Source organism: Nostoc sp. JL23, from assembly GCF_017115065.1.
GTDB classification, from domain to species: Bacteria; Cyanobacteriota; Cyanobacteriia; order Cyanobacteriales; family Nostocaceae; genus Nostoc; species Nostoc punctiforme_A.
The window spans coordinates 58712-81118 of the sequence record NZ_JABXKN010000132.1; the positions used below are offsets into that span (position 1 = coordinate 58712).

The following is a 22407-nucleotide window of genomic DNA, read 5'->3' on the forward strand; positions in this document are numbered from 1 at the left end:
AATGGCATTGTTCGCCAACACAATGGCATTGTTTGCCAACGCAATGGCATTGTTCGCCAACGCAATGGCATTGTTCGCCAACGCAATGGCATTGTTTGCCGACGCAATGGCATTGTTTGCCAACGCATTGACATTGCAGGGTATTGCCAAATTAAATTTGCTACGAATTAATGAAATACTGTACTTAGCTGATTATCTGTTGTAACAGATTTACGCTTTAGCTTGAGAAGGTAACGATACAATTAAGATCGTGTAGATTTATTTACTATGAAGAAAGTTAGAGACAACACAATTAAGTTAAATCAATTTTTAAAGTTGATGGGTATAGTGCCAACTGGAGGCCAAGCCAAGCTGATGATTCAAGGTGGCGATGTTCAAGTCAACGGGATGCTGGAAACTCGACGAGGACGGCGACTAGTACCGGGCGATAAAGTGACAATCCAAGGACAGACTTTAGAGGTGAATTTGAACAACAATGAAGACCCAGATGTAATGATAGATTTAACCGAACAAACCGAGTAAATAAAATTTATCCCAAAGTTACAAGTTTCTTTTTTTTCTTGTGAGTAATGCTGCAAATTTCCAACAATGTTATTATCCCACAGACTGAGATTGAAATTACTGCGATTCGCTCGCAAGGAGCAGGAGGACAAAATGTAAATAAGGTTTCCACCGCGATCCACTTGCGCTTCGATATTGCGGCTTCTTCATTACCCGATTATTATAAACAACAGCTTTTAAAGCTCAACGATCGACGCATTAACCAAGAAGGAGTAGTTGTAATTAAAGCCCAGGAACACCGAAGCCAAGAGAACAATCGCGAGTCAGCCTTGAAACGACTTCAAGAACTCACTCAAAGCGCAGTTGTCGTGACAATCAAACGCAAACCCACTAAACCAACTCGCAGTTCTCAAAGAAAACGCCTTGACCACAAAAGTAAGCGCGCACAGATTAAATCTAACAGAGGGCAGGTGACAGATTGTTGATTTATCGATTGATTTGTAGAGAGTAGACATATTATTCAATATCAAAAAAGATGAATAAGACATTACTAAAGATTTTGATGTTTGCGCTTTTAATCTTGTTTATTATCTCTCCCTTTGCAGCCCTTGCGAGTTTAATGATTGTAGTATTAGTTGCAGCGTTTTTATTTTTGCTAGGAGACGTGTTTCAAACAATTATTGGTGGCGACACCGACCCGAAAAAGTCATAAAAGCAAAATTCTAGATGAAGATAGGGATTTACCCGAAAAAGCCGTTTCCAAGGTGCGATCGCTTTAACATAGACAATTTTCAATCTGTCACAGCATAAGTTGACAGATACAATTGCTTTCTCAACCAAAAATTAAATAATTGTAATGCTGAGGTACACAAGCTAAGTCTGTTATCCAGACATAAAGCGTGTTTTACTGCTGAGTTCTGTTAGTGCAGCGGGGCGTAGCCCATTCTGAATTCTGCTGTATATGTATCTAGATTAATGAAAAATATTCCTTGTGTTTGGCATAATAATATTTGAACAACTCGCTATTTTATAAATAAAAACACCTAAAATTCATTTAGATAGGGAGTAATAATTATATTCATTGAAGATAAACACACTGAGAGATAGTAGAGCTAAACTAAAGAAAAAGAAAAATTAAAAATTAGTAGTCACAATATAATAAGTATTAGGAAAATGAATTGTTGATAATTTTCATAACAGCCTAAACACTTTTTTATAGTAAACATCAAGCAGAAGATATAGATGCGGATAATTGGACATATCAACAACGAAAGGTACCACCCATGAGTTCCCGCGCACTGCTGTTAGTAAATCGTCATGCTCGCCAAGGGCAGAAGGGTCTGTCGGAAGCGATTCAATATCTAAAAACACTTGAGTTTGATTTAATTGAGGAGTCTACAGAAGATCCCCAACATCTTGCTGAAGTTATACTTCGCTACAAGTATCAAGTTGACTTGGTAATTATTGGCGGAGGAGATGGTACTCTAAATGCTGCCGTAGATGCTTTAATTGAAACTCAGTTACCTTTGGGAATCTTGCCTCTGGGAACTGCCAACGATCTAGCGAGAACTTTGGGAATCCCAAATTCCCTTAACGAAGCTTGCAAAATTATTGGAGATGGACATTTACAGCGCATCGACTTAGGTTGTGTGAATGGCAAGCACTTTTTTAACGTTGCCAGTATGGGATTGAGTGTAAAAATTACCCAACGACTTACCAAAGAAGTCAAGCGCCGTTGGGGAGTATTTGCTTATGCTGCCACTGCATTGCAAGTGCTTTTGGAAGCCAGACCTTTTACAGCAGAGATTGCGATTAACGGTGAATTGGTTCACGTCAAAACAGTGCAAATTGCTGTCGGTAACGGCCGTTATTACGGTGGTGGTATGGCAGTGGCTGACGATGCCACAATAGACGATCAAAGACTAGACCTTTATAGCTTGGAGATTGAACACTGGTGGCAGGTTATACTATTACTACCCGCAATGCGACAAGGGCGACATATACATTGGCAGAGTGTACGCTCCCTTCAAGGTCAAGAAATAGAGGTACATACTCGCAAACCTCGCCCTATCAATACAGATGGTGAAATCACTACCTACACACCTGCCCATTTTCGGGTTATACCTAAAGCTATAGCTGTTTTTGTACCCCCAGAAAGCAGGAGTTAGGAGTCATTCAATTTTAGATTTTAGATTTTAGATTTTCCTTCAATTCAAAATCTAAAATTGGCAGAGTTTAAAAGTTATTCTGCCTCATCTTCCTTTACTACAAAGTGGGAACTCGCATCAACTCACGTCAAATGCATCTGAGATTTTCTCAAGATATAAAGTCCCTGTTGCAACGCCTAGCTGAACAACCTCTGACTCTAGGTGATATTCTCACAGAAACCTCAGAACGGGGCTTCAGCCTGGTAATTACATTATTAGTTTTGCCTTTTTTACTTCCTATGCCACCGGGATTAACTGGCCCATTTGGTGGTGCTTGTTTACTGTTGTCAGTGCAAATGGTTTTAGGAAGGCGATCGCCTTGGCTACCGAAAAGAATCGCTAACTACAAATTTCCTCGTTCCTTCGCCCAGTTACTTTTGCAAAACTTGGGACGGCTTACCAAAGTTTTCCAGAAAATCGCCCGTCCCCGATTGGCAAAAATAGCTCATAATCCTTTAATTTGGCGAATTAATGGGTTTTGTATCTCTTTATTAACAGTATTACTAATATTACCAATCCCGTTTACAAATCCTATCCCTACTATTGGTATTTTACTTTTGACTGTTGCCACCATAGAATCTGACGGTTTATTAATTTGCATCAGCTACGGCATTACTGCCCTGATTACCTTGCTGTTTGGATTTATTGGTTATGCAGTGTGGTTAGCTCCCAGTTTGCTGCCATCGATATTGAAATAATAAAAGCCTCCAGCTTGTGGCTGAGGGCTGTAATTCTTAGGGTGCATCTACCATTTATTAATCCACTTTATTTATTGCCATATCCGGGCAAATTAGACTTTTAAACAAATTTATTTTATTTCCGAAAAAATATCAGCAATAAAAAAGCCTTCAACTAAAAGCTGAGGGCTATGATTTAATTAAGGTGCATCTACCATTTATTAATCCGCTTTATTTATCGCCATATCCGGGCAAATTAGACTTTTGAAAAAATTTATTTTATTCCCGAATAAAAAAGTATTAGCAATAAAAAAAAGCCCTCAACTAAAAGCTGAAGGCTGTGATTTAATTAAGGTGCATCTACTATTTATATATCCGCTTTAGTTATTGCTGCATCAGGAAGAATTAAAAAAAATGGATGACTGTAGAATTGATTTACTTAGCTACAACGGTAGTACTAGCCTCAATGAGGATCGTCTACGGTATTTGACTAGGTAATCATTGACCAACTTCACATTAATTTTACAATTATCCCCATTTTCCTCTGAATACACAAAGTTTCTGTTAATATCTCTGATTCGATATCCGCAATAGTACGAATTTAGTTTATTAGTTGGGTATATGACTATGAAAGTTAGACACACCCAACTTGATGAAGCGATCGCAATTTCTATTAGCCCTTGCTAGTCTTAGTATTGTCGGGGGGAGCTTTTTTCTGAGAACAACTTTTAGCAGTACTAGCGAGCCTAAAATCATAACTGATACATCACGCTACAAAGAAATTCGTAATCAACTATGGTCTGAAAATGACCAAGTAAAACATTTTCCTAATGAAATTCCTCCTGATGCTAAAGATGTTCGTATTGCTTACTCTCCCAAAGTTTTGCAAGAAAGTAGTTTTTTTCAAATTAGGCTGAAAGAGCCACCAAAGAAGATAGAAAAATTACTTTCACAATACAGAAATAGTGCCAAGCACAAATATATAGGTGGTAACACAAACGACCATATAAATCAACCTAACGGTGTGCCGACAACTTTCTTCTATACTAGTGACTCTCCTACAGAATCTTTTCCAGCTACTTATGAAATATTGGTATTAAATACAGATGACAAAGGTAGAACTGGCTTTAAGTGGAATCATGGAGATAGCTACGGCGTTGCTATTAATAGTTCCACCTCAGAAATTATCTACTGGTCTGAAAAATGGTGATTAGCAATTCAAAATGCATTTGAATCGCCATGAAAAAATCATTATTTGTAATATCTGACTTAATAAACTTCTTACATGAATCAAAAGCCCTCATACTAAATCCCTCTCCCAAAATTGGGAAAAGGGGTTGGGGGATGTAGCAAGATACCGCAGGCAAATTGTGCATTTGTGCAAGAGACTCCATGAGTGGAACTCACAAGGAACAATGAAAATACTTCTTTGCGTTCCCTGTTTCCTATTTCCTATTTTCAAGGCAGTCTAATAAAAAATACCTATATATCATACAGAAATTTATCTTACTGGTACAGTTAATAATGTTGTGTTTTATTCACACTAAATTCAGTAATAGAGGTCTACCAAATGAAAAATATAGTAAGGAATCTCCTTGATGAACGCATCAAATCGATGGTTAGATCATCCGATCTGTATCAAGGTTTATATAATAGAACGCATTCCAGTAGGCTAGCTCTTACAGGCAAAAGGCTTGATATTTGTGCTAATGAAGTTGCTATATATCTGCTTCAGTCTGGCAAAGAAAAATATGTATTACGTGATAAAGTTTGTCTTGAAATTGGAAGTGGATGGTTACTTACTCATTCGTTAGTATTTTACCTTCTTGGAGCAAAAAAGGTTTATGCAACGGATATTTGCCCGTTATTACAACCCGAAAATATTTTTAAAGCCGTGTGTAATTCTGTAGATTGGAGTATCTTAGATAGTCTATCTACATTTGAAGATCGGGATATTATCCGCTTACGTTTAAAAAAACTGCTTTCATTAAAAAATTTATCTGTAGAAGTTTTACAAGACTTGGGTATAGAATACATTGCTCCAATTAATTTGGCTCAAAAAGTGCCGAGTAAAGAAAAAATAGATTTTATATTCTCTAAATCTGTGTTAGAGCATGTCCCCATTGATGATGTTGTGCCACTTTTAGAAAATCTTGTAAGTAGCCTCTCAGATGATGGCTTTATGTTTCATCTGATTGATTTACTAGATCACAGAGATGCAAAAAAAAGACCATTTGAGTTCTTTATTTATCAACAAGAAGCCTATTCGAGAGAATTACAATCAAGGTGGGGAAATCGAATTCGACGAAGCCAATGGAAGCAGATATTTTCTAATCTTAAGCATTTGGACTCTAAATTTGTATTTGAGTGGTCGCGCAAGGACGTAGAATTACCAGAAAAAATCGACTCGTCTATTCAATATACAGATGAAGAAGATTTAAGAATCTCCCATATCGGTATATTGGGAGAATTAATATAGTTTCTAAAAGTCAAGTTTTAGGTCAAGAGAAGTTCTGAGTGGAGCAAGCCTTCATTCAGATTTCATAGTACTAAGTGCTGGTTTTACCCTTTTGGATATATCACTTTGGGTAGTTAAAACTTTTAGTCAGCATAGCTAAGATTTATAAGTGCTTAAAAACTATCTGAATATGTAGAATGCCAACTGCTTTAATTACTGGTGCTTCTAGTGGTATTGGTAAAGCCTTTGCTCAAGAACTAGCTGCACGTAAAACAAATCTTGTACTCGTTGCTCGTTCTGAAGATAAACTAAGCAAATTAGCTAAACAACTACAAGAACAACACAAAATTCAAGTAGACGTTGTAGTAAAAGACCTCACAGAACCTAATGCAGCTGCTAGTGTATTTGATGCCACAAAGGCAAAGGGATTAAACATTGATTTATTAATCAATAATGCTGGTTTTGGTTCCTATGGCGACTTTGCTGAAGGGGATGGAGAAAAACAAGTTAAAATCGTACAATTAAACATTTTAGCATTAGTAGATTTAACCCACAAATTTCTACCATTGATGCGGCAACGTCGTTCTGGAAGTATTATTAACGTATCCTCTATTACCGCATTTCAACCAATACCATACCTTTCTGTTTATGCTGCTAGTAAAGCTTTTATTCTCAGCTTTAGTGAAGCATTATGGGCAGAAAATTATCAGTATGGTGTCCGTATTTTAGTCACTTGTCCAGGGCCAATAGAAACAAACTTTTTTGCAGAAGCTAATTTTCCTCCAGCGCTGGCAGGCAGTACAGATAAAGTCTATTCTTCCGAAAAAGTGGTTTGGGAATCTTTAGAAGCTTTAGAAAAAGGCTATCCAACTGTTATTAGCTCTGATAGTACCACTCAAATTAGAAGCAAATTATCTCGACTTGTACCGCGCAAACTTCTACTGAATATGTTAGCGAAACGCTTTAAAGCCTAAGTATTAGGTATCTATTTAGGAGTTAGGAGTTTAGGGGTTTGGAGTTTAAAGTTAAATAAACTGATGTATTTAAAACTCCTCACTCCTAACTTTTCACTCCTAACTTATTACATATACCTTGTTAATTGAACTCGGTAACGCTCTTTTTTTGTAACGGCGATTTCCCCAACTTCTAAACGCCCTTTAGAGCGAATGGCGATTAAGTCGCCTGATTTGACTTGAGAACTAGCTTGGGTAACTTCCTTCCAATTGACGCGGACATCACCAGCATCGATGAAATCAACCATTTTGCTGCGGGACATACCAAAACCAGCAGATGCGATCGCATCTAATCTTAAAGAAGCCTCCACAGTAGTTAATTCTTTTTTCTTGGGTTCCCGAACCTTTAATTCAGTTAGCTCAATCTGCTGAGTTTTCACAGGAACCGATCGCACCTGTTTGAGGCTCATTGACAAAAATTCCACCAACTCTGGTGCAACAATCGCTTGCGCCCCTCGTTCTCCTAAGACAATCACATCTCCCGTCTTTTCACGAACAATTCCCGTCCCCAACATTGCGCCTAAAAAGTCGCGATGAGAGGCGGTATCAAACAGGAAATTACCAGCAATTTCTACAGCTACAAGGCTGACTTGAGATTGATCTAACGGAAGTTCCGAACGAGCGATCGCTATTCTTTGACGTTCAGCCTGCGGATATCCACCCCATGCCACCAATTGCACTTCTGTTAATCGGTTAAACACCCGTTGAATTTCTGCCAATTCTGGGGGAGATAGAAAATCTGTCAAAACTACTTCCCAAGTTTTGATCGCTTGCTCCGCTTGATCGATTGCACGAGCGACACTATCTCGATTTTCAACGCCTTTTAAAAGTTCTTCTCGTGGCAACATTCTTAAAAATTATGAGTTATGAATTGAGAATTAATTTGCTATAACTATCCTGATTCTAGCTTTAATTCCCATTTCTACAGTTCCTGTCCAGATTGGGTTAGCCTTTCTACTGGGGATTTGTTTGCGATCGCAGCGGCTTACGCCATCTCCAAAGAATAGGAAAGTAACTCAAGCCGCTGTGTTGCGATCTGTAAACTATGATTTATTCAATACACAGTATTTGTGTCGGCATAACCTTGGATATTTTCTGGATCAAACTGACGTAATATTTTGGTTGCTTGGCGAGTCAGAGTTTCAGAACCTTGAACAGCTACTAAATATTTACCTGCATCTAAGCGGTTGCGATAAGGTAAAGCATCACCACCACCTATAAGTAAACCGACTCCGCCACCGACAAACACACCGCCCATTGCACCACTAGCAGCACCCAGCAGTCCGCCAACAATGTGATTGCCAACTTCACCCGCCCAGGCAAAAGTATCTAAACCAGTAATCAGGCTGAATGTAAAACCTGCAAAAAAGCCAAATGGTATCAGCCAGGTTGCCATCTGTTTTGCTTGTTTTTTAGCTTGGTCTTTGGGGTCAATTAAGCCAAACTCGTCAGCCGTTTTATACCCCCTCCCCAAAATAGTGCTGTTAATGCCTTCTTTTTCTAAAGCTAAGTAAGCAGCTTCGGCTTGAATGCGGTCTGGTAATACGGCAACAAGGTAATTCATTGATTTTACAATTTGTCTAATAGAAGTTTTGCCTTAATTAACAGCGTATCAGTCCTGGTCGATTGAACCTCGTATGACTAGAAGCACACATCTGGATTACTCCAAGACTTATACCATTTCATGAAATACTTGATACAAACGATTTGTCTCTAACTCTTTCTCCCTGCTGCCTAAATGCGGGACGGGACGATCATTTTAACAAATCTAGTGGCTCACAAAAATTGTTTACGCCTTGCTTGAGGACGTATAGCAAAACTGGCGTTGCCAAAATCTTAGGAAATGTTGGCGTTGTTTTTAAACGTTCCATCATCTTCTGAAGAGAAGTATTAAGCAAATCTTCTCGATATTCTTGTTCGCAAATGACGACACGCCATTTTCTCGCCAAGGCATCTAACCACTCGGAATTTGCTCTTTCTGGTTGTTGTCCTGCTCGGATAGCTAGCGTCATCGCTGCATCTTCCAAATCTCCATCACAGTCTTCAATTAAATCCAGCGCTTCCATATCGCTAGGATCGTCTGCCAATTGAGAGCGAAACTGTGCAATTTCTTGAGATGTTACTTTAGTCATGAGTCTTTGACAAGGCAAGCGATCGAACACTCAGTTATGTTAGTCCAAATTTGACTATAGCGCTTCTCTGTTAAGTCCAATATAGACCTCACAAAAATAACTCCTTCTCTACTACCTCTCCCTAACCCTCTTTAAAGAAACAAGGCAGGAGGCAGAAGGCAGAAGGAAAGAGGATTTGACTTGTTTCTTCCATCCATAACGGAAGCGAGCGCGTCTGTAAACAGCTTTTAAGAGGAGCGGAAAAACTTTTGTTACTGGAAGAAGGGGAGTAAAATTCTCGGACTAGATATAGTAGACTCTTATCCTTTCGCGATCGCGAAAGGATTTCTAAAAAATAACAATTTATTTAAAATACTGCCTTTTGGACTAAAAAGCCTCATTTATTCAGTGTTTTTACTGGATAAATAAGGCTTTTAGCTAGCTTTTTATCATAAACCTACTGAACTCTGTAATGCCCTAATAGCAGGTGCAAAGTGCATTACAAAACACAACAGCAGTCAAAAGTATTGATTCAGTTGAGTTTCAGCTAATTAGCGGAATGCTCTGAGAGTAACAGATCGTTGTAACTGAGCTAAAGCGCGGTTGTAATCCAAAATTGCTGTGACTCGATTACCTTCAGCTTGGGTGAGGTCATTTTCAGAGTTAATGACATCAGTTTGAGTACCTACACCAGCTTGGAATCGCAAACGCGCTAAACGTAGAGCTTCCCTGGCTTGTTCTAAAGCGGTATTAGCGGTTTGAACATTCTCCAAACTAGATTGCTGGGTAGAATAGGCTTGTTCTACCTGAAAGCGAATTTGGTTGCGCTGTTCAGCAAATTGAGTTTCTGCGATCGCAATATTAGCTTTGGACTGATCTGCCCTTGCTCTAGCGGCTCCCCCATCATACAAATTTAGGGTTGCCCTAACTCCGAATGAATAACCATCAGTAACGCTGACATTATCATCGAACTGGTCTAGCAGGTCATAGCTAGCGACCAAACTAACTTGAGGCCCCAGTTCCGCAAGAGCTTGCCTACGCTGTTGCTCGCTAATATTACGTTGTGCCAACTGCTGTTGCAATTCTGGACGATTTTGATAAGCCAACACAATACTTTGTTCTAGGGTTGGGTTCCAAAGACCAGCTAATTGTACAGGGTCAGCGGCACTGATATTTATTGCTTGCGGCAAACTGATCCGAGTTGCTAATTGACGACGGGAAATTGACTGCTGGGATCTAGCATTAGTTAAATTTTGTTGGGCATTTGCTAAATTCACCTGCGATCGCAACACATCGAACCGCGTACCAACCCCAGCTCGCTCTAAAGCTTCTGCATCACGTAAACTAGCTTCAGAGTTCTGCACAGCCGATTGGGCAATCCGTACTTGTTCATCTGCTTGTTGCAAATTGTAGTAGTCTGTGGCAACATTCAAACGGATTGTCTCAGACTGAGTTTCTACAGCCAACTCGTTGAAACGTACTTGTTCTTCAGCCGCTTTGATGCTAGATTGCACTCTCCCAGAAGTGTAGATATTATACGACAGTTGTGCTTGACCAGAAAAAGATGTACTGGGTTGATCTTGGTTAGACAGTAAGCCATTTCGCCCGTTTACTTCATCCTGAAGCTGACTGCTAGCAGACTGACTACGAGTAAGATCCGTGCTAACTCCCAGAGTGGGCAATAAAGCAGCTTGCGCCTCGCGTAGAGCCGCTCGATTGCGTTCTAGCTCCAATAAAGACACCTGTAGATCGTGATTGTTACGCCGTGCTAACTCCAGAGCCTGTGCCAAAGTAATCGGCTGATTTTCCTGAAGTCTCACTTCCTCTGCTTTGGTGGGAAATTGTAGGGGATTTGAGTTAGGAATCAGGTTCTCTGGAATTTGCACCGAGCCTGACGGCACAGGAGTTACGGTTCCTGGCACAGTAGCAGGTTGCACCGAACTCCCTGGTGCAGGAGTTACGGTTCCTGGCGTAATTAGAGTTGGCGTCGAACCCTCTGGAGCAGTGAAAGTTGGCGTCGAACCCTCTGGTGCAGGAGTTACAGTTCCTGGCGCAGTGATTGGCGTCGAATCTGTCGGAATCGTGGTATTACTCTGAGCCAAGCGACCAATAGCATTTTGTCGTAAACAGGTGCTTGAGGTTAGTAGCACAGCCAAGCAGTTAGTTTTGCTTTTGCTCAACTCCTGTGGATACCTCTGCGCTGACAACAGTTTTGCTGCTCCTGCACCTGTAGCTGAAGTTTGTAAAAATGTTTGCAACTGAGTAACAGTATTTTTCTTTTGAACCACTGGCTGCTGTGCAGAAGACAGGGACAAAATTCCTTTTTGGACAGAAAGGGGTTTTAAAGTGTAGTTGGGAACTACTATCTTCTTTAATTTCTGCCCAGAAGCACTTGAATTACTCTGTTTTTGGTTCTTTTGAGCTTGGGAAGAATTAGAGGTAGGTGTCAAACTGAAAAATCTACCTTTATCTTTCTTAAGTAGTTGTTTTATTGGCACAACAGTATTTTCAGCCGTAAATACGGGAATACTGCTATTACTTAAAGGTTTCACACTCAGTTTAGTAAAACCCAAAGCAGGTACTAGGGTTGGAACACTAACATTTGCGCTGTTAGACAGTTGCCTATTCATGGTATCCACAACCAAGCCTTGACCATAAGTAGAAGTCAAAACACTAGGAGAAGATGCCAGTTGTATCCCAGTTAGTTTCGCAGTACCAGCCCAAGCAGGCTGAGTTGTTAAAACTGCTGCCGTTACACCAGGTAAGAAGCTATAAAATAATTGCTGTCCTTTCACCGCATCCCTCACACGAAAATCAATCTAGCGGCAGAAAACCTTTCTTCACCACAGAATATAGCACGATACTAAACTTAGGAAAGAATATACTACGATACTAAATTTAGGGTTCGGAACTCTGTTTGTCTTCAAAACGTCTAACAATGCGAGAAAGTTCCGCCTTTTCATCGATACTAACGCGAGTAGGAGCACCGCTGATAATCCGTTCGTAGTTTCGGAAAGAATCTTTAATTTCGGGCCCGTCAGCAGTAATATTATACTCACGAATGCCCTTATCATGCCAAGACCCGCGCATTTTGAATACGTTAATTGCTCGCGACATTTCTCCACGAATTTCTACGTACTGTAACATCAGAATTGTATCGGTAATCGTGGAAATATGAGAGTCAGTAATCGAATGCGCTCCCAGAAATTGGTCGGTTGTGTTGGTAAAGAAACCAGTAATTTCTTCTTGTTTAGCATAACCTGTCACACCAATTACAAATTGCCGAAATGCATTATTCGTAACTCCTCTCGCTAATGCTGATAGAGAATCAATAGCAATCCGAGCGGGTTTGAAAATAGCAATTTCTGATTTAATAATTTGTAAGTGGTCTTCTAAACCAGTTGATTCAGGATAGGTACAGATAATTTTGAGTAAACCTTGATCTTCTAATTCTTCAAAATCAATTCCCCAAGAGGAAGCATTACGAGATAGTTGAGCGCGTGATTCTTCGTAAGCAAATAATATCGCCTGTTCTCCATTGAGGCAGCCATCTTGAATAAATTTACTTACTAATAAGGTTTTCCCAGTACCTGTAGCTCCTGTTGCTAAAATAATTGAATCTTTAAAGAAACCACCACCGCACATTTCATCTAAGGTTTTGACACCAGAAGATACCCTGACATTAGAAGAACGTTGAGTCAAGCGCATTGCTCCGAGTGGGAAGATGTTAACTCCTTCATTAGTAATTGTGAAAGGATACTCGCCTTTCATGTGAGTTGTGCCGCGCAATTTGAGAATTTCAATGGTGCGGCGGCGGCGTTCTCCTTCTAAAACGTTGCGAACAATTACTACATTATCGGAAACAAATTCTTCCACTCCGAAAGAGGCAACGGGCCCATATTCTTCACTACGTTCAGTGGTAATTACAGTGGTGACACTCAGTAGTTTGAGACGTGCTACCAGGCGGAAAATTTCGCGCCGCACTACTCCCATCGCTTCATACTGCTGAAATACTGCTGTTATTGAGTCGATTGAAACTCGTTTAGCTTTGTATTTGCGGATGGCATATTGCAAGCGCTCAATGAGTGCAGAAAGGTCAAAATTTCCAACTATATCTTGACCTTCTGGATCGGGAGATGCATCAAGAATAAACAACTTGCCTTCTTCGATTAAGCGGGGCAAGTTCCAACCAAAAATATTGGCATTTTTAATAATATCGCTCGGTGATTCCTCAAAGGTTACAAATACTCCTGGTTCATCAAAGTAGGTAATCCCATTATAGAGAAATTGAAGAGAGAATAAGGTTTTGCCTGTGCCAGATGTACCACTAATCAAAGTAGTTCTACCAATTGGTAAACCACCATGACTAATATCATCAAACCCTTCGATCATCGTCCGAATTTTTTCTACACCCCTAATTATCGGTGGTTGTTTTGGTTCTACTAGCTCGTTTTCACTCATTGCTTGATAACAAAAGGATATTAAAACCTGTTTTTTTATTACTAAAGTTTAGAATCAATTTTTGATGATTAAAAATTTACTCTTCAAAATCTTCTTCACTCAGTTCTTCATAGAGTAAATCCAATCCAATCAACACTCTTTCTCTATCTGAAAGATCCCCAATAATTTTGCGAACGGGTGGAGGTAAAATTTTAGATAGTGTTGGCGTTGCCAATATTTTATCTTCTTCCGCCAGTTGGGGACTTTTCAATACATCGATCACTTTTAAAGCATAAACACCTTCAAACTCCTGCTCTAAAATATCTTTAAGTGTTTTTAATGCCCGGACTGAGTTCGGGGTATTTCCTGCTACGTAAAGCTTGAGAACGTAGGTTTTTCTGGCTTTAATCATATAGTTAATAGCTAGTCATGAGCATAAAAATAGCAAGATGCATTCGCGCATAGAGAGTAACTAACAAGCAATAGTGTGTTCAAAGTGAAATATACAGCGATAAACTTAATTTATTTAGAAATTGAACTCCTATAAACTTCGCACAAGTGAGCCAAGATATCGATTAATGTTAGGCGATAATCAAGTAACGTTTCATTGCTCCTGCCTTCTAATTTCAGCTGGTTAGAAAATTCTTCAATTACCTCCATGTGAATTTCGATTATTTGGGGCACAGGAATATTAGCATAAAATATAGTATTGATAAATTTATCAATTTTATCTTTGAGTGTTTTGTCTGTGGTAAAATAATCTATAAGAATCAGGCTATAATCTAATTTAAGCTGTCTTAATAATCCTTGTTTTTCTGCTGGAGTCATCTCCTGAAAATGCTGTTGGCTTTTTTGCATCTGACTGGCAAATACATAAACGTACTTGCTAGTGTATGCTTTACTGGGATTTAGTGGCGGCCAATTTGGTAAATAGTTGATTGTTCCAGAGGTTGTTGCAGCAACAGGTAAGGAGAAAAATTGGGCAATAATTGCGTCCATTAATTTCCCCACCCACGCACTCAAACCTTTTAGGTTGCCTAAGTCAACTGGATTATTTAAGCATTTATTAACATTAGATTGCAGAATCAATATCGGTAATAACATCTATTCTTGAATATATCTCCTCGATCGCCCTGTCCAAGAAACACGGGCTGATAAGTTTGGCTAACGCTTCTAGGGGAATACTGCGTATGTATGTAGTAAACTGGTGATACCCCAAAATAACGCTCTATGGGAGCAGATAGTGCTATGCACTTAACAATCTAGTGCAGCAACTAACTGGTAGAACTTAGTAGGTCTTTGATGATGAAGTATCTGTCGGCATAGCAAGACACAGTAGTTAACTCATAATTTTCATATCTATGTATATAAATAGATAGATTTTTTGATTTTGCTCCTTGATAAGATACTTAAACGAACTTAAAGGATTGTCGCATTCCAAATCATTATAATTCCTCAAGGTTCTAAAGCGAATCTTTGGGGCCATAATTGTTTTAGCCGTCGCTATCGATGAGGAGTTTAAATACCAGTAAGACACTGGAGAGGCTAGTTGCTAGAAATGAAAAACGTCGCCTCTTGGAAAAATGCACTCGTTTGCAATTCCCGTGTCCGTTAGGGAAAATCCCGTTGTTTTAATGGCGTTGAAATACCAGAGTTGCTTATATGAGTCTTCTTAAAGGATATGACTTCAGGCAAAAAGACCATCAACTGGCAGATGGAAATGCCGGAGGGTTCCACAGGAAGAATGACCCCAAAATCCCTATGTTAATGCTAGATTACCCGCTTTATGACTTTCAGGCAACCGTACCTAGCTGCCCCCAAACAAGTTCTCTGGCAGTGGTGTTGGAGATTTTTGAGCAAGAGCAGTGCGATCGCTTGGTAGTAGTAAATCAACAGCAATGCCCCATCGGATTGCTGTATTCTGCCCGTTTAATCCCAAAATTATTAGCACATAGTGACGATAAAAATCTAAATTTACAACAATCGCTCTCTACCTGGGGTCAAGGTCTAATTGAGCCAATACAGACAATATCAGCTTCTGAGCGTGTAGAGCGATTAAGCTGGTGCGATTCACAAGTCGAAAAACCCCAAAACTTAGATTGGGCGCTGATTGACTCTGATGGTCGATATTTGGGGCTGCTAGATAGTTCGCGCCTGTTGCGGTCGCTGGCTAAAGAACGTCTGGGTGGGTTAGAAAGTTCAGACATTTCCAGCTCGTCTAGTGAACATCGTCATGAGTATGATGGTGGGTCAAATGAACCCAAGTCGCTAGGACATCAGCCATTAGTACACTTGCTAGAAAGACTGCCTTGGCCTTTGATGTTGCAAACCGGTACTGGTGAGGTGGTAGCGCGAAATCCCGCTTGGTGGCAGCAACTAGGAACCTTGAAAGATCCCGAAGGAGTTAGGCAACAAGTGGAGGCAATACTTGTGCCGAACCGCTCCGAAATAGCAGAATATGTCACCCAACCTGCAATCAACATTCATCCCAATAGTCGCGAGAATCAGCATGGTGGTGAAGAAGAACTGACTCAACCAGAAGCATCCGGTGATGCTGCATACAGCCGATGCTATTTGGATAGTCAGGTGGGTACTTGTACCTGCGTTGTGGAAGTGCAAAATGGTCAAGAGCGAATCTGGCAGTTTGCCAAAATTCCCTTAGATAGTCCTGAGTTTAAAGTTATGAGTGCTGAAGAGGAGATTGCACTCAGCACTGATTTGTGGTTGGTTTTAGCTACTGATGTCACTGAACAGCAGCAGCTTTGTAAAGAACTAGCAGCCAAGAATGCCGATTTAATTCAACTAAATCGGTTAAAAGACGAATTTTTAGCTTGTATTAGTCATGAACTCAAAACTCCTCTAACTGCCGTTTTGGGATTATCGCGCTTGCTCGTAGATCAGCAGTTAGGAGAACTTAACGAGCGTCAAGCCCGTTATGCGGGACTGATTCATCAAAGCGGACGCCACCTGATGAGTGTGGTAAATGACATTTTAGATTTGACCCGGATGGAGACGGGACAAATGGAGTTGACGCTGACTCCGGTGAAAATTCAGGCTGTGTGCGATCGCGCCCTATCGGAAGCCAAAGCTATCCACACTCAAACTACCAAAGCGACATCTGCCTCACCACCTCCAAATGCTCGTTCATCTGCTCCTCAATTCTGTCTTTCCATTGAACTAGGTTTAGATCAGATGGTGGCAGACGAATTGCGCTTACGCCAGATGCTAGTACACCTACTTTCCAACGCCTTTAAATTCACTGAAATATCGGGCGAAATTGGGCTGCGGGTGAGTCGTTGGGAAGGATGGATTGCCTTTACAATTTGGGATACAGGCATTGGCATTCCCGAACACCAGCAACACTTAATCTTTCAAAAATTCCAACAACTAGAAAATCCCCTCACCCGCCAATTTGAAGGTACTGGTTTGGGGCTAGTATTAACTCGCGCCTTGGCTCGCCTCCACGGAGGAGATGTCAGCTTCTTATCGCGTGAAGGTAAAGGTAGCCAGTTTACACTACTTCTGCCGCCCAGTCCCCCGAAAACAGGCTTTTCGGAACCAGATATGGGAATCAGAGAAGACGAAGAGACACGATACCAACCGACACGAGAAAATCTCACCGCTGCTCGTCAGCAAGTTAGTACGCCCATACAGCATCATCTCGCGAGTTCGCAACGGTTGGTCTTGGTAGTCGAGGCAGTAGCCCGATATATTGAAGACTTGACCGAACAACTCAAAGGTTTAGGATATCGGGTAGTGATTGCGCGATCGGGCACAGAAGCAGTCGAAAAAGCGCGGCGCTTGCAACCAATAGCGATATTTTTAAATCCGTTGCTACCCCTGCTATCAGGCTGGGATGTACTGACTTTACTAAAATCTGACACCGCAACCCGTCATATATCTGTAATTGTCACCGCGACGGGAGCCGAAAAGGAGCAAGCATTTGCTAACCGAGCCGATGGTTTCTTAAGTTTGCCAGTAGAGCATCAGGTCTTAGCACCAGTTCTAGAAAAATTATGTACTGCACAAGCAATTGGGCAGATAGGGTTAAATAATAGTGCAATTATCCCAACTAAAACTCCACTGCGAATTCTCCGCTTGGTGAATCCCCAGTTAGAATCGGTCAATCCCCACCCTTCACTTCGAGAACATCGGGTGATTGAAGTAGATGACCTAGATCAGGCAGAACTTTTGGCGCGAGTATGGCAGTTTGATGTCATTTTGCTAGATGTAGAAAGTACCACCGCCCAAATTTATTTGCAACAACTAATTGGACATCCCCGTTTAGCAGCTATACCACTGGTTACTTGCGATGTTGCAACGACCTTAATCGCTTCTAAAATACCAGGGTTATCTGTATTTCCTTACTTAACACCATTTGCGAAAGATAACAGCAGTCGCACCGAGAAAACAGATGCTTTATTATCAGTACTAGAAATTGCTTCTGGTATTTGCTGCCCTCCCAACATCTTAGTAGTGGATTTAACAATGCTGCGGGATTTCCCCCAGGTAAGACGTAAGCCAGCTAAGGGTTATCGGACAGAAAAAAATTGCTCAATTAGTAGTGAAACTGCTGAACGGGGTTCTGAGTGGTTCCAAGCTTTAATTCAATACCTGCAAACAGCAGGCTTCAAAGCTGCGATGAGTCCTTGTTGGGCAGAAGTGTTGCAACAAATTCGCCACGAAAGCGTTGACTTATTGCTAATTTGTTTAGGAGAAACGTCTATCCACAAAGATCTACTCAAAGCACTGAAAACATTAGGAGATTCGCCTTTAAAGTTGCCACCAATTTTGGTACTAAATCAGCGATTAAATCGCTCAGAAACCAGTTTTCAGAATGGGGTAGCTTATCAGGAAATTAACAAACACAAAAAGAATGGTTTGGAATCGATAGAAACTGTTGTTGGTGCGATCGCTACCCAAATATTACCGCGATCGATATCAATGGAAGACCTATTAAGCCAGATCAATCAAGCTTTAGCTGTCAACGGTTACAAAGACAAATGTTAATGGGGTCATTAGTCATCGGTCATTACTTATTCTCAAAGGACTAATGACTAATGACTAATGACAATTTATGATATGTCTATTTTTTCCTTTTTCATTTTCTTAAAAGGAACTCGAACCAAGTTATAAGCACCCTTGGTTGATAAATTCTTGTAATCATCTGGCTGTAAGTCCATTTGTAAAAACTTTTTCTGTTCGGCCAACAGCAGCACAGAGGAAGGTTTTAGTCCTTTAGCAGCCTGGTTTTTAATATGCTCTACAGCCTCTTGGGGAAATTTTAAATAATTTACGTGGATGTGGCTGTAAAATACCACACTAGGCTTTTTGAAGCCAAGCATGATCAATTCTTCATTTGGTTGTTTTGCTTCTAAAATGACCGCAGACAATTCCCTTAAGGGTAATTGACGTTCTCGATCGATAAAGAACGAAGCAGGCGTTAAGACAAAAATTACAAACGCCACAAACCCAATGAAATTAATACCGATAATGTAGTTCCAGCGGCGACTCAATAATAAAGCCGCAACCAAAACAGCAGAAACTAGCCAAATTATACCCGCGATTACTGGTAAACCAGATTGTTGAATTAGTTCGTGGAAGTTACTGATCGCAGGATCGGTACCTAATATGTGGGTTATGTTGAGCAGTGCTGTTGCTAGAACTGATAAAAATACTACATTCACCCAACCACTAATTCGCAGCAAAGACGTAGAGATGGGGGGAGTGGGAGAGGGGGAAACAGGAATTGTTTGCCGTGTCTCTGTATCTGAAAAAAGGTCGCTCCACAACAAGGCTACCAGGATTGCTGCTGCTGGCATTAAAGGCAATACGTAGCTAGGGAGTTTAGTGACAGCAATGCTAAAAAAGGCAAAGATGCTAGCAAACCAGAACCAGGCAAATAAACCAAATTGCTGAAAACGTTCAAGGGATCGCCAATGCGATCGCTGCCAAAACTTTAGTCTGATTATAGAAGCTGGTAAATAAACTGAATATGGTGCAAAACCCAACAGCACAACTAAAAAGTAAAAATACCAAGGTGCTGAGTGACCATTAACTACTTCTGTAAAGCGTTCCAGGTTGTGATAACCAAAAAAGGAGTTAATGTAATTCCAGCCATTGCGCCAAATTACTAAAGCATACCAGGGCACTGACAAAGCGAGAATTATCAATATACCTACGAGAAGGTGCATTTCCCGCAACACCTCTCGCACTTTACCCACGTAAAGCAAAAAGGCGGCAACAATTAGCCCCGGCAAAACAATTCCCACTGGCCCTTTAGTCAAAATTGCGCCAGCAATCAGCACATAAAAAGCTAAGTACCACTTATTAGGGAATAGGGCATGGGGCATTGGGGATTGGGCATTGCTGATTAATTCTGCTCCCCTGCTCCCTTCCTTCCCTGCGTACCCTAGAAAGAAACATAACAAAGCCGATGCCATGCATCCGGTGAGCAACATATCAGAGACACCCGTTCTCGCCCAAATAATAGTTTCGGGATTGAGTGCCATGAGTGCGGCTGCGATAAAAGATGTTAAGTAGCGACGAGTAGGACGTGAAACTTGCTCTAATTCGTCTTGTTTAGCCAGATACCACTGGATGGTGTAAAAAGCTAAACAAACTAAGCCGAATGCTGCGATCGCAGAAGGAAGGCGTACTGCCCATTCATTCACGCCGATCAGATGATATGCGATCGCCTGACACCAGTAAATTAAAGCAGGTTTATCGAAACGAGTGTCACCATTGAAAAATGGGGTAATCCAATCACCTGTCACGAACATCTGGCGGGAAGCTTCGGCAAAGAGCGGCTCTGTCTCATCAATTAAGCCAATGTTGCCCAAATTCCACCCAAAAGCCACCCAGCCAACCACCATCAACCACAAAATCGACACAGTTACACTCAGGGCTGGATTTTTTGCTATTTTGTTGAACCACCGATCAACAGTGTGCTTAACACTCAATTTCATTCTCATTTAGTCAATAGTCAACAATCACTAATCAATAGTCGTTGGTTATCTATCTTTTGTTCTTCTTGTTCTTTAGAGTTTTTAATTCAACAATTTTCCTCTATCCATTACCTAACACTTTACCAACTGTAGGGTAAGGATGTAAAAATAAAGGTTTGGGCAAACGGTAAACAATGCCCACTCTACAAAAATTGCTTCCGTACTCAATATTTACCACTTAGCAATATTTATTGACTCAGCACAAGTTGCCATTCTCTGTTTTGGGAATTCCACTTAGGTAATTGAGTTTCGCCAATAATATAAGGGCCCCAGTAGCGGCGGGAACCATCTTGGGCAAAAGCAACTAAAACATCTCCCTTCTCCAGCTTTAAATTATTCTGAGGTAGGGATAGAACCAGTCCCTTCTCACTACCTTCTTGGGGAGCAAAATCCCAATGTGCCGGTACATCATAGTGAGTCTGTTTTTTACTAGACCCTTTTACTACTGACTGTCGTGCCAGTAGAACCAGCCGCACAGGCTGATTTGTTTGATTGCTCATTCGCAAAGTCCCTTGATCCTTGGCAATGCTTGCTGATTTATCACGATCTGCCAAGACAGGATAAGTCTTCTGTTTACTGCTATGTTCTACTTGATTAGTTGGGGTAGGTGCTGGAGTAGATAAACTAGCGGAAATACCTTTTTCAGGTACAACCGAAGTTGTCTGCCACTCTTGAGTTTCTGTTGGTAGTTCTGAAGATGTATCTGGGTTTGTAGGCTCAAAAGATACGCTCACTCCAAAGCATCCCACCAGAGCAACAAGCAGTCCCAAGCAAGAAGCTGTAATACCGACATTACGATACACTGAAGATTTCATATTGATAGTTATTAGAAATAAATATTTTGTCTAGGCTTGACCAAATAGTAGCCTATTATCCCAAAAGGTAATCACACAAAATAGCCGAATATAGACTTGCCTAAAATTAGGAAAACGAATGTATTATAAATATCATTTTGATTAGAAAACATTTGAAGTGAATAATTCATTTGATGTTTGACAAACAAGAAATCGAGACACCCATGACTTTGGGCTTTGACCGTAAGTATGGATAAAAACAATATAATTTGATACCTATTTAGCCCATTGATTTGTGTACAAAAAATAAAAGTTTCCTGAAACCGCTAGCAGCCTCTATAAGGCGTCCTTTGCTAAACGTCAGATAAATCTAAGTGGTGTATTTTATCTTATGCTATAAAAAGCACCTTAAGAGGATGTTGGGAAAGTGTCTGGTGATGTAGCAAGTGCTTAGAGATCCTCTTTCCTAAATCTACGCAAGTCCCTTATTCTGTTGGGAGACGCTACGAGTAGCTTACTTCCAATACATGAATACAACTCAGGAAACCCGCTTAACGGACTAACTTCCTTTAAAAAGGAGAATTTTGAATCATTTTCCCATTTTTTAAGGCTTGCTCGTAGGGATCAAACTAAATATTTCTTGTTTCCAAACATCCTCTCAGAAACTGTATTTCTCTAAAGATGATAGAATGGTCAAATTTGAATAAACACTGGAATTCCAGTAGATATATACAATAGTAACAAACAAGCTGATGTTAAAACCAATATCCTTCTTACATTAATAATATAGATATATTTCAAGATATCTTGACTTTTCCCAGAAGTCCTTTTGATGCAAAACACTCGTCTCAACAACTTGTTCGATGCCATTGCTACACGCTTTGGGCAATGGTTTTTAAATCCTTGGCGACGGCTATCGTTGCTAATAATTAGTTTTTTGTTCGGTTTTTTTCTGGGAAACGCAGTTTCCACAACCGCTGGGCAAGAAGGTGTATTGGATATTGTGGTAGCGGCTTTTTTAGTACTGTTAACGGAAATTACCAGCCGGATATTTTATAGTCGCAGCTTTTTGGATAGGCGATCGCTCTTGGTAGACTCACTAAATCTCCTCAAAGTTGGTTTCATCTACAGCCTGTTTCTCGAAGCTTTTAAGCTGGGATCGTGAGAAGAGGCACAGGGGCTGAGGAGCAGAGGGGGAA

The 22407-nt window shown here is 40.5% G+C and carries 20 protein-coding genes; 11 read left to right on the plus strand and 9 right to left on the minus strand.

Features of this window, described 5'->3' with window-relative positions; all coding sequences use genetic code 11:
* The first annotated feature begins 1 nt into the window (after position 1).
* The 9 genes from HWQ42_RS27990 to HWQ42_RS28030 all read left to right on the plus strand — a co-directional run bounded on the left by HWQ42_RS27990 (position 2) and on the right by HWQ42_RS28030 (position 6817).
* On the plus strand, positions 2-205 hold the full coding sequence (locus HWQ42_RS27990; protein ID WP_292817646.1) for a hypothetical protein: 204 nt from the start codon (positions 2-4) through the stop codon (positions 203-205).
* A 62-nt stretch (positions 206-267) separates the two neighbouring features.
* Positions 268-522: an RNA-binding S4 domain-containing protein gene (locus tag HWQ42_RS27995; RefSeq protein ID WP_292732953.1), complete on the plus strand. Its 255-nt coding sequence runs from the start codon at positions 268-270 to the stop codon at positions 520-522.
* Positions 523-569: 47 nt separating this feature from the next.
* Complete coding sequence (gene arfB / locus HWQ42_RS28000; RefSeq protein ID WP_292817648.1) at positions 570-986, plus strand: alternative ribosome rescue aminoacyl-tRNA hydrolase ArfB; 417 nt, start codon at positions 570-572, stop codon at positions 984-986.
* Between the two features lie 50 nt (positions 987-1036).
* Positions 1037-1213 (plus strand): hypothetical protein, encoded by a 177-nt coding sequence (locus HWQ42_RS28005; RefSeq protein ID WP_292817650.1) that lies wholly within the window; start codon positions 1037-1039, stop codon positions 1211-1213.
* Between the two features lie 571 nt (positions 1214-1784).
* Positions 1785-2669, plus strand: coding sequence for a lipid kinase (locus tag HWQ42_RS28010; protein ID WP_292817652.1), 885 nt, complete (start codon positions 1785-1787; stop codon positions 2667-2669).
* A 131-nt stretch (positions 2670-2800) separates the two neighbouring features.
* On the plus strand, positions 2801-3406 hold the full coding sequence (locus tag HWQ42_RS28015; protein WP_292817654.1) for an exopolysaccharide biosynthesis protein: 606 nt from the start codon (positions 2801-2803) through the stop codon (positions 3404-3406).
* Between the two features lie 631 nt (positions 3407-4037).
* Positions 4038-4595 (plus strand): hypothetical protein, encoded by a 558-nt coding sequence (locus HWQ42_RS28020; protein WP_292732943.1) that lies wholly within the window; start codon positions 4038-4040, stop codon positions 4593-4595.
* A 360-nt stretch (positions 4596-4955) separates the two neighbouring features.
* Positions 4956-5864: a hypothetical protein gene (locus tag HWQ42_RS28025; protein WP_292817656.1), complete on the plus strand. Its 909-nt coding sequence runs from the start codon at positions 4956-4958 to the stop codon at positions 5862-5864.
* A gap of 176 nt (positions 5865-6040) precedes the next feature.
* Positions 6041-6817: an SDR family oxidoreductase gene (locus HWQ42_RS28030; protein WP_292732940.1), complete on the plus strand. Its 777-nt coding sequence runs from the start codon at positions 6041-6043 to the stop codon at positions 6815-6817.
* A gap of 107 nt (positions 6818-6924) precedes the next feature.
* On the opposite strand, the gene HWQ42_RS28035 is transcribed toward HWQ42_RS28030, so the two are convergent.
* The 7 genes from HWQ42_RS28035 to HWQ42_RS28065 all read right to left on the minus strand — a co-directional run bounded on the left by HWQ42_RS28035 (position 6925) and on the right by HWQ42_RS28065 (position 14511).
* Positions 6925-7704 (minus strand): photosystem II S4 domain protein, encoded by a 780-nt coding sequence (locus tag HWQ42_RS28035; RefSeq protein ID WP_104909074.1) that lies wholly within the window; start codon positions 7702-7704, stop codon positions 6925-6927.
* A 206-nt stretch (positions 7705-7910) separates the two neighbouring features.
* On the minus strand, positions 7911-8420 hold the full coding sequence (locus HWQ42_RS28040) for a hypothetical protein (protein WP_292817658.1): 510 nt from the start codon (positions 8418-8420) through the stop codon (positions 7911-7913).
* A 190-nt stretch (positions 8421-8610) separates the two neighbouring features.
* A complete protein-coding gene (locus tag HWQ42_RS28045; protein ID WP_292732936.1) occupies positions 8611-8988 on the minus strand; it encodes a hypothetical protein in 378 nt (125 codons plus the stop codon).
* A gap of 530 nt (positions 8989-9518) precedes the next feature.
* Positions 9519-11762: a TolC family protein gene (locus HWQ42_RS28050; protein ID WP_292817660.1), complete on the minus strand. Its 2244-nt coding sequence runs from the start codon at positions 11760-11762 to the stop codon at positions 9519-9521.
* 103 nt (positions 11763-11865) lie between these two features.
* Positions 11866-13428, minus strand: a complete 1563-nt coding sequence (gene kaiC / locus HWQ42_RS28055; RefSeq protein WP_292732932.1) for a circadian clock protein KaiC — start codon at positions 13426-13428, stop codon at positions 11866-11868.
* 76 nt (positions 13429-13504) lie between these two features.
* Positions 13505-13819, minus strand: coding sequence for a circadian clock protein KaiB (gene kaiB / locus HWQ42_RS28060; protein ID WP_069069132.1), 315 nt, complete (start codon positions 13817-13819; stop codon positions 13505-13507).
* Between the two features lie 110 nt (positions 13820-13929).
* Complete coding sequence (locus tag HWQ42_RS28065; RefSeq protein ID WP_292817663.1) at positions 13930-14511, minus strand: KaiA family protein; 582 nt, start codon at positions 14509-14511, stop codon at positions 13930-13932.
* A gap of 657 nt (positions 14512-15168) precedes the next feature.
* On the opposite strand from HWQ42_RS28065, the gene HWQ42_RS28070 reads away from it, so the two are divergent.
* Positions 15169-18417 (plus strand): ATP-binding protein, encoded by a 3249-nt coding sequence (locus HWQ42_RS28070; protein ID WP_292817833.1) that lies wholly within the window; start codon positions 15169-15171, stop codon positions 18415-18417.
* A gap of 65 nt (positions 18418-18482) precedes the next feature.
* Here the strand turns inward: HWQ42_RS28070 and HWQ42_RS28075 are convergent, their stop codons facing one another.
* Complete coding sequence (locus tag HWQ42_RS28075; protein WP_292817664.1) at positions 18483-20381, minus strand: glycosyltransferase family 39 protein; 1899 nt, start codon at positions 20379-20381, stop codon at positions 18483-18485.
* A 221-nt stretch (positions 20382-20602) separates the two neighbouring features.
* Positions 20603-21229, minus strand: coding sequence for a hypothetical protein (locus HWQ42_RS28080; protein ID WP_292817666.1), 627 nt, complete (start codon positions 21227-21229; stop codon positions 20603-20605).
* A gap of 811 nt (positions 21230-22040) precedes the next feature.
* Between HWQ42_RS28080 and HWQ42_RS28085 the strand changes: the two genes are divergently transcribed.
* Positions 22041-22373 (plus strand): DUF565 domain-containing protein, encoded by a 333-nt coding sequence (locus HWQ42_RS28085; RefSeq protein WP_292732922.1) that lies wholly within the window; start codon positions 22041-22043, stop codon positions 22371-22373.
* The last annotated feature ends 34 nt before the right edge of the window (positions 22374-22407 follow it).

Excerpts from the sequence above, each read along its gene's own strand:
- HWQ42_RS27990 (WP_292817646.1), top strand. The coding sequence starts at position 2 with ATGGCATTGTTCGCCAACACAATGGCATTGTTTGCCAACGCAATGGCA.
- HWQ42_RS27995 (WP_292732953.1), top strand. The coding sequence starts at position 268 with ATGAAGAAAGTTAGAGACAACACAATTAAGTTAAATCAATTTTTAAAG.
- arfB (WP_292817648.1), top strand. The coding sequence starts at position 570 with ATGCTGCAAATTTCCAACAATGTTATTATCCCACAGACTGAGATTGAA.
- HWQ42_RS28005 (WP_292817650.1), top strand. The coding sequence starts at position 1,037 with ATGAATAAGACATTACTAAAGATTTTGATGTTTGCGCTTTTAATCTTG.
- HWQ42_RS28010 (WP_292817652.1), top strand. The coding sequence starts at position 1,785 with ATGAGTTCCCGCGCACTGCTGTTAGTAAATCGTCATGCTCGCCAAGGG.
- HWQ42_RS28015 (WP_292817654.1), top strand. The coding sequence starts at position 2,801 with ATGCATCTGAGATTTTCTCAAGATATAAAGTCCCTGTTGCAACGCCTA.
- HWQ42_RS28020 (WP_292732943.1), top strand. The coding sequence starts at position 4,038 with ATGAAGCGATCGCAATTTCTATTAGCCCTTGCTAGTCTTAGTATTGTC.
- HWQ42_RS28025 (WP_292817656.1), top strand. The coding sequence starts at position 4,956 with ATGAAAAATATAGTAAGGAATCTCCTTGATGAACGCATCAAATCGATG.
- HWQ42_RS28030 (WP_292732940.1), top strand. The coding sequence starts at position 6,041 with ATGCCAACTGCTTTAATTACTGGTGCTTCTAGTGGTATTGGTAAAGCC.
- HWQ42_RS28035 (WP_104909074.1), bottom strand. The coding sequence starts at position 7,704 with ATGTTGCCACGAGAAGAACTTTTAAAAGGCGTTGAAAATCGAGATAGT.
- HWQ42_RS28040 (WP_292817658.1), bottom strand. The coding sequence starts at position 8,420 with ATGAATTACCTTGTTGCCGTATTACCAGACCGCATTCAAGCCGAAGCT.
- HWQ42_RS28045 (WP_292732936.1), bottom strand. The coding sequence starts at position 8,988 with ATGACTAAAGTAACATCTCAAGAAATTGCACAGTTTCGCTCTCAATTG.
- kaiC (WP_292732932.1), bottom strand. The coding sequence starts at position 13,428 with ATGAGTGAAAACGAGCTAGTAGAACCAAAACAACCACCGATAATTAGG.
- kaiB (WP_069069132.1), bottom strand. The coding sequence starts at position 13,819 with ATGATTAAAGCCAGAAAAACCTACGTTCTCAAGCTTTACGTAGCAGGA.
- HWQ42_RS28065 (WP_292817663.1), bottom strand. The coding sequence starts at position 14,511 with ATGTTATTACCGATATTGATTCTGCAATCTAATGTTAATAAATGCTTA.
- HWQ42_RS28070 (WP_292817833.1), top strand. The coding sequence starts at position 15,169 with ATGTTAATGCTAGATTACCCGCTTTATGACTTTCAGGCAACCGTACCT.
- HWQ42_RS28075 (WP_292817664.1), bottom strand. The coding sequence starts at position 20,381 with ATGAGAATGAAATTGAGTGTTAAGCACACTGTTGATCGGTGGTTCAAC.
- HWQ42_RS28080 (WP_292817666.1), bottom strand. The coding sequence starts at position 21,229 with ATGAAATCTTCAGTGTATCGTAATGTCGGTATTACAGCTTCTTGCTTG.
- HWQ42_RS28085 (WP_292732922.1), top strand. The coding sequence starts at position 22,041 with ATGCAAAACACTCGTCTCAACAACTTGTTCGATGCCATTGCTACACGC.